Genomic DNA, 5,852 nt, shown 5'->3' with positions numbered 1-5,852 from the left:
CGCCGGGCCCGCACCGACCACCGCGACCCGCCGGCGCGTGGGCGCCACGGTGAGCACCAGCTCCGTCTCCCGGCCCGCGCGGGGATTGACCAGGCACGACGCCCGCTTGTTGGCGAAGGTGTGGTCGAGGCACGCCTGGTTGCAGGCGATGCAGATGTTGATCTCGTCGGCCCGCCCCTCGGCGACCTTGGCGGCGAACGCCGGGTCCGCCAGCAGCGGCCGCGCCATCGACACCAGGTCGGCCTGCCCGCTCGCGAGGATCCGCTCGGCCACATCCGGGGTGTTGATGCGGTTGGAGGCGATCACCGGCACGCCCACGGTCTGCTTGAGCCGGGCGGCCAGGTCCACGAACGCCGCCCGCGGCACCGAGGTGACGATGGTGGGGATGCGGGCCTCGTGCCAGCCGATCCCGGTGTTGAACACGTCGACGCCCGCGGCCTCGAGGCGCTGGGCGAGCTCGGCGGTCTCGTCCCAGGTCTGCCCGTCCGGCACCAGATCGAGCACGCTGATGCGGTACTGGATCAGGAACTCCGGGCCCACCTCGGCGCGGACCCGGCGGACGATCTCCTCGGGGAACCGCATGCGCTTGCTCGCGGTGCCACCCCACGCATCGGTGCGCTGGTTGGTCCGGGCCGCGAGGAACTGGTTGATCAGGTACCCCTCGGAGCCCATGATCTCGACGCCGTCGTACCCCGCCCGGCGCGCCAGTCGTGCGGCCCGCACCCAGTGGTCGATGGTGCGCTCGACGCCCCGCGAGCTCAGGGCCCGCGCCTTGAACATGCTGATCGGGGACTTGGTGGACGAGGCCGAGCGGACGAACGGTTGATAGCCGTACCGGCCGGCGTGCAGCAGCTGGAGCAGGATGTGCGAGCCCTCGGCGTGGACGGCATCGGTGAGGCCGCGGTGTTTGTCCGCCATCCGCCGGCTGGCCATCATCGACCCGGCAGGGAGCAGCCAGCCCTCCACGTCGGGGGAGAACCCGCCGGTGACCATCATGGCGGTGCCGCCGCGCGCCCGCTCGGCGAAGTAGGCCGTGAGCTCGGGCAGGTGCTTGCTGCGGTCCTCGAGTCCGGTGTGCATCGACCCCATGACCACGCGGTTGCGCAGGGTGAGAGGCCCGACGACGAGGGGACTGGTCAAGTGCGGGTGGCTGGAGCTCATGGGGCCCATTGTGCCCTGGCCGGACACGACCTTACCCGCCGGTAAGGTCGTGTCGCGCGGAACCGTGATCAGTAGCGGAGGATCGCGCCGACCGAGTTGCCGTGCGGGAGGGCCTCGAGCACCACGAGCCGTCCGGAGGTGGCGCAGGTGTGGCCCACGGCGTCGTCGAGATCGCCCGGCTGATCCTCCGGACGACAGGCCGCCCCGGTGAGGATCAGCGTCTCCACCCGGCCCTCGGAGGCCGCGGTGACGATCTCCCTGGGGTCGCTCACCCCGAGCCCGGTCCCGAGGGCTTCCCCGAACCGCTCGGTCGCCGCTGCCGCGTCGGCGCCGAGGACGGGCTGGACGATCGGCCACGCCTTCTCCTGCAACTCCGCGCCGCTGGCGTGGTCCGGGTTCCCTGCCACCACGTCGTCGAGAAGGTGGGGGTAGGACAGCTCCTCCCTGAGCATCGGGTGGTGCTCGGCCACCGCCGCCAGGACGAGCGGTCGGCGGTCGGGCCCCGCGAGCAGCTCGTCGATACCCGCCGCCACCTGACGGAAGAACTTCTGCAGCATCACGCGGTCCACCTCGCCGCCGGCACCGTGCCCGTGGAAGGCGGCGGTGCCCCCGGCAGCGGCCTGGTGCTGGAGCTGGGGCTCGCGCTCGGTGCGACCCTCGGCGTCCTCCATCGACGCCGGCGCGGTGCCGATGTCCCGCTCGTGGACCGAACCCCGGGTGGCCTCGAACAAGCGCACCGAGTTCTGGCTCAGGGCCAGGATGAGGAACTCGCCGTCGCCGACCGCGGACGGGACCAGGGGGCGGACGGCGAACGAGTCGGACACGTGGACCAGTTCCGGCATCTCCGTGCCCAGCCGGAAGGCCCGTGCGATGCCGGGGGCGGCGTAGAGCGCCAGTCCGTGGGCGGTGTGCTGCCAGAAGGGGTCCTCGTTCCCCAGCTCCCGCAGCGGCGCGAGCAGCTCGGCGGCCACCTCGGCCGGTGTGCCCCGGGTGACCAGCTCGGCCTGCGCGCGGTCGAGCAGCGAGCGCAACCTCAGCGGGCCCTGCCGCGTCTCCGGCCCGCCGCGGTGCGTCGGCATGAACACCGACACCGCCGGTCCCGAGGCGGTGCCCAGCGACTCCAGGTCGGCGGCGGTGATCGGATCGATGTTCCGTGTTCGTTGGATCGACGTCATGGCTCCGACCCTAACGCCGATCACCGCTCGACGCGGGCTCTCGAGCCGATCGTTGCAAGTCGGAGATGTGTACGGCCCCGGGCCGCGCGGTCCACTACATACGATGTAACAGATGTGACTTCTGTGACGAAAGATGCATGAGTGAACTCGCGGCACTACAGTGTGAGTCAACGATCCCCGCCGGGTCCGGCTCCGGCCGCCACCCCAGGAAAGGACACCCACGTGCGTCATCCCATCCGTTCCGCCGTCGCAGCCGGGGCCTCCGCCCTCCTGCTCGTCACGGGCGCCGGCACGGCCTCCGCCCAGGGGTCGCTCGAACTCGCCCTGCCCTTCCCGCTGGACATCCCCGGCCTCGCCTCCCTCATGTCGGGCCCGTCCACGCCGGGGACCACCGCGACCACCACCGTCGCCGAGCAGGACGCCCCTCTCGTCGTGGTTCCGCCCGAGGTGGCCCGGAAGGCGTTCGAGGGCAGCGTGGTGGCCGGGGTCAACGAGGCGCGGACCGCGGTGGGCGCCGAGCGGCTGGTCACCGACGCGATCCTCTCCGTCGAGGCCGCGGTCCGCGCGGACCAGCTGGCGGTGGGCGACCCCACGACCGGCGACCTCCCGGTCCCCGACAGCGGCGAGGCCCGCGACCGCACGGTCCTGACCCTGCCCCCGGAGGCCACGCCGCAGAACGTGCTCACCGACACCGGGATGCGCGAGCGGATGCTCGACAGCGCGTTCACGAAGGTGGGAGTGGGAACGGCCGCGGGCGAGGACGGAGTGATCCACGTCGTACTCGACTTCGAGCGGGGGTAGCACGACCAGGGGTTCTTCCGGTTAACTGTGTGAAAATACGGCTAGATTTCTTTTCCCCCTAGCCCGGCGGGGACTTGCTCTCTACCGTGGCCTCTGCACGCCCTCCCCCTCGGGGTGTGCAGAACTGGAGATCCCTCGTGCGTCGCACTTCCCCTCGTTTCGTCAAGCCCCTCGCCGTCTGCGCTGCCGCCACCATGGCTGTCGCCGGACTCGGCGTCCCCGCGGCCTCTGCGCAGCAGTTCCTCATGCCGGGCTCGTCGTTCGGCGTCGCCGTCGGCGGCGGCGGCGGCGGTACGGTCCCGGCCCTCGATCCCACGAGCGCCGAGTACCGCCAGCAGCTCCACGACGCCACCAACGCCGCGCGCGTGGCCAACGGCCGGGCTCCGCTCCCGTCCAACGACGCGCTCGTCCGGTTGGCCACCGCCTGGAGCCAGGTGCAGGCCGCGGAGAACCGCATGTACCACAACCCCGATCTGCGCGACCAGGTCCCGGCCGGCACCACGCGCTGGTCGGAGAACGTGCTGCAGAACTGGCGCAACGCCACCCCTCAGCAGCTGGTCAACCAGTGGATGGCGTCCACCGGACATAGGCTCAACCTGCTGCGCACCGACCACACCTCGATGGGCATGGGCGTCGCCGTGGCCGGCGACAACAAGCTCTACGCCACCCAGGTGTTCAACCGGAGTTGAGTCGGGTCCGGCCGTTCGCGGTCGGCAGCACTCATCCATAGCCACTCATCGATCAGGACGTTCCGCACACGTTTCGCGAGAAGCAGGTGTGCGGAACGTCCTTTCGATGTGCGGGCCCGGCCGAGGCGCGGCGTCAGCCGACCATCCCCGCCAGCATCGCCTCGAGCCCCTCGTCGAATCGCGAGTCGTAGTCCACGCGCGGCATCGCGGGGTCCACGGCGGCGAGGTTGTGGTGGGTCTGCTCCTCGATCGTCACGCCGAGCACGTAGGCGGCGAGAGCCGTGGTCAGGCCCGCCGCCCGATCGCCGCCCCCGTGCCGCGCACACGTCCGTGCGACCGCGTCGGCCACCGGGTTCACCGCACCGGCAGCCAGCCCCAGTGCCACGATCTCGGCCCCGTCGGGCACCCCCGCGACAGCGATCCGCATCGCCCGGGTCACCCCGCGCAGTTCGTCGGCGGCCGATGCGCCGGCCTTCACCGGGGCCACGTCCGCCAGGACCCGCTCGGCGACCGCGGTGAGCAGTGCCTGCTTTGACGGGAAGTGCCAGTACAGAGCACTCGGCTGGACGTTCAGCCGCGTCGCCAGCGTGCGCATCGACATGCCGGGCAACCCCGCTTCATGCAGGAGTCCGAGCGCGGTGTCGACGACGGCCGACTTGTTGAGAGCCACGACCGGTAACCCTATCGCCCCTCCCGCGGCTCCGACGCGCCTGCAACCTGAACGCTGTACAAGTCGGCGAATTCCCGCTACCTTAACGGCGTTCAATGAACGGCGTTCAGGAGGAACCATGGCCACCACGACCACCCGTTGGCACGAGCTCGCGGACCGCATTCTCGACGGCGGGGCGATCGACGCGACGGAGGCGCTCGCCGTGCTCGACTCGTCCGACGCCGAGCTCATGGAGGTGGTCGCGGCCGCGTCCCGGCTGCGGTTCGAGCACTTCGGCAACAAGGTCAAGGTCAACTACCTGGTCAACCTCAAGAGCGGCCTGTGCCCGGAGGACTGCTTCTACTGCTCGCAGCGCCTCAACTCCACCGCCGGCATCCTGCGCTACACCTGGCTGAACACCGAGGAGGCCGTCACCGCGGCCAAGGCGGGCATCGCGGCCGGCGCCTCGCGCGTGTGCCTGGTCGCCAGCGGCACCGGCCCGAGCAACCGCGAGGTCGGCAAGGTCTCCGACATCATCGAGGCCATCAAGTCCGACACCCCGGGCGTCGAGGTGTGCGCCTGCCTGGGCGCGCTGAAGGACGGTCAGGCCGAGAAGCTCTGCGCGAGCGGCGCCGACGCCTACAACCACAACCTCAACACGGCGGAGAGCCACTACGAGGAGATCTGCACGACCCACACCTACGCCGACCGCGAGCACACCGTGAGCCAGGCGCACGGCGCGGGCCTGTCGGCGTGCTCGGGCTTCATCGCCGGCATGGGCGAGACCCGCGAGCAGCTGGTCGAGCTGGCCTTCGACCTGCGCGCCAAGGGCGTCGACTCGATCCCGGTGAACTTCCTGTTGCCCTTCGACGGCACCCCGCTCGAGGGCGTGGACACGCTCAACCCGCGCGACTGCCTGCGGATCCTCGCGATGGTCCGGTTCGTCGCCCCCGACACCGAGATCCGGATGGCCGCCGGCCGCGAGCGACACCTCGGCTACCTCCAGGGCATGGGCCTTTACGTGGCCAACTCACTGTTCCTCGGCGACTACCTCACCAGCGAGGGCCAGCCCGGTGGAGAGGACCTGCAGATGATCGCCGACGCCGGCCTCGAGGTCCTGCAGATGGACGGGGCCGGCCATGCGCCTCACCACCCCGCGACCCCGGGAACGACTCCCGCGGCAGTGCCCGGTGCTGCGGCCGTGACGGCGCCCGCCGCGCACGAGAAGCAGGAGAAGAAGGTCGCCATCCGCACGCGCGGTGCCGGCACCAGCGAGCCCGCGAACGCCTGACATGTCCGCCCCGCGTCACCTCACCGCCTCCCCCGCCGCGCTCCTGGCCGCCGACGCCGAGCACGTCTGGCACCCGTACGGCGGGA

General features: G+C 71.3%; 6 protein-coding genes. 3 read left to right on the top strand and 3 right to left on the bottom strand.

Annotated elements, in window-relative coordinates; genetic code table 11:
* Together G6017_RS02345 and G6017_RS02340 are read right to left on the bottom strand one after the other, a co-directional pair.
* Positions 1-1,161, bottom strand: a 1,161-nt coding sequence (locus G6017_RS02345) for a 2,4-dienoyl-CoA reductase FMN-binding domain-containing protein (protein WP_182615747.1), incomplete at its 3' end; no start/stop codon positions are given.
* A gap of 68 nt (positions 1,162-1,229) precedes the next feature.
* Entirely contained in the window at positions 1,230-2,336 is a 1,107-nt protein-coding gene (locus tag G6017_RS02340) for a baeRF3 domain-containing protein (RefSeq protein ID WP_182615744.1), read from the bottom strand.
* A 222-nt stretch (positions 2,337-2,558) separates the two neighbouring features.
* On the opposite strand from G6017_RS02340, the gene G6017_RS02335 reads away from it, so the two are divergent.
* Both G6017_RS02335 and G6017_RS02330 read left to right on the top strand, forming a co-directional pair.
* On the top strand, positions 2,559-3,137 hold the full coding sequence (locus tag G6017_RS02335; protein WP_182615742.1) for a CAP domain-containing protein: 579 nt from the start codon (positions 2,559-2,561) through the stop codon (positions 3,135-3,137).
* A 137-nt stretch (positions 3,138-3,274) separates the two neighbouring features.
* Positions 3,275-3,826 (top strand): CAP domain-containing protein, encoded by a 552-nt coding sequence (locus G6017_RS02330; protein ID WP_182615740.1) that lies wholly within the window; start codon positions 3,275-3,277, stop codon positions 3,824-3,826.
* 133 nt (positions 3,827-3,959) lie between these two features.
* Here G6017_RS02330 and G6017_RS02325 read toward each other — a convergent pair whose 3' ends face one another.
* Positions 3,960-4,496 carry a TetR family transcriptional regulator gene (locus G6017_RS02325; protein WP_182615738.1) on the bottom strand — a complete coding sequence of 179 codons (537 nt, stop codon included), beginning with the start codon at positions 4,494-4,496 and terminating at the stop codon, positions 3,960-3,962.
* 118 nt (positions 4,497-4,614) lie between these two features.
* On the opposite strand from G6017_RS02325, the gene bioB reads away from it, so the two are divergent.
* Entirely contained in the window at positions 4,615-5,766 is a 1,152-nt protein-coding gene (gene bioB, locus G6017_RS02320) for a biotin synthase BioB (RefSeq protein WP_182615736.1), read from the top strand.
* The last annotated feature ends 86 nt before the right edge of the window (positions 5,767-5,852 follow it).

Origin of the sequence: Dietzia sp. B44 (genome assembly GCF_014145245.1) — a bacterium.
In the GTDB taxonomy this organism is placed as follows: domain Bacteria; phylum Actinomycetota; class Actinomycetes; order Mycobacteriales; family Mycobacteriaceae; genus Dietzia; species Dietzia natronolimnaea.
The sequence above is the reverse complement of the archived record's forward strand: the minus strand, read 5'-3'. Positions and strand labels throughout refer to the sequence as shown.

What these genes read in the sequence shown, in the direction of transcription:
- bioB (WP_182615736.1), top strand. Translation starts at nt 4,615, where the DNA reads ATGGCCACCACGACCACCCGTTGGCACGAGCTCGCGGACCGCATTCTC.
- G6017_RS02340 (WP_182615744.1), bottom strand. Translation starts at nt 2,336, where the DNA reads ATGACGTCGATCCAACGAACACGGAACATCGATCCGATCACCGCCGCC.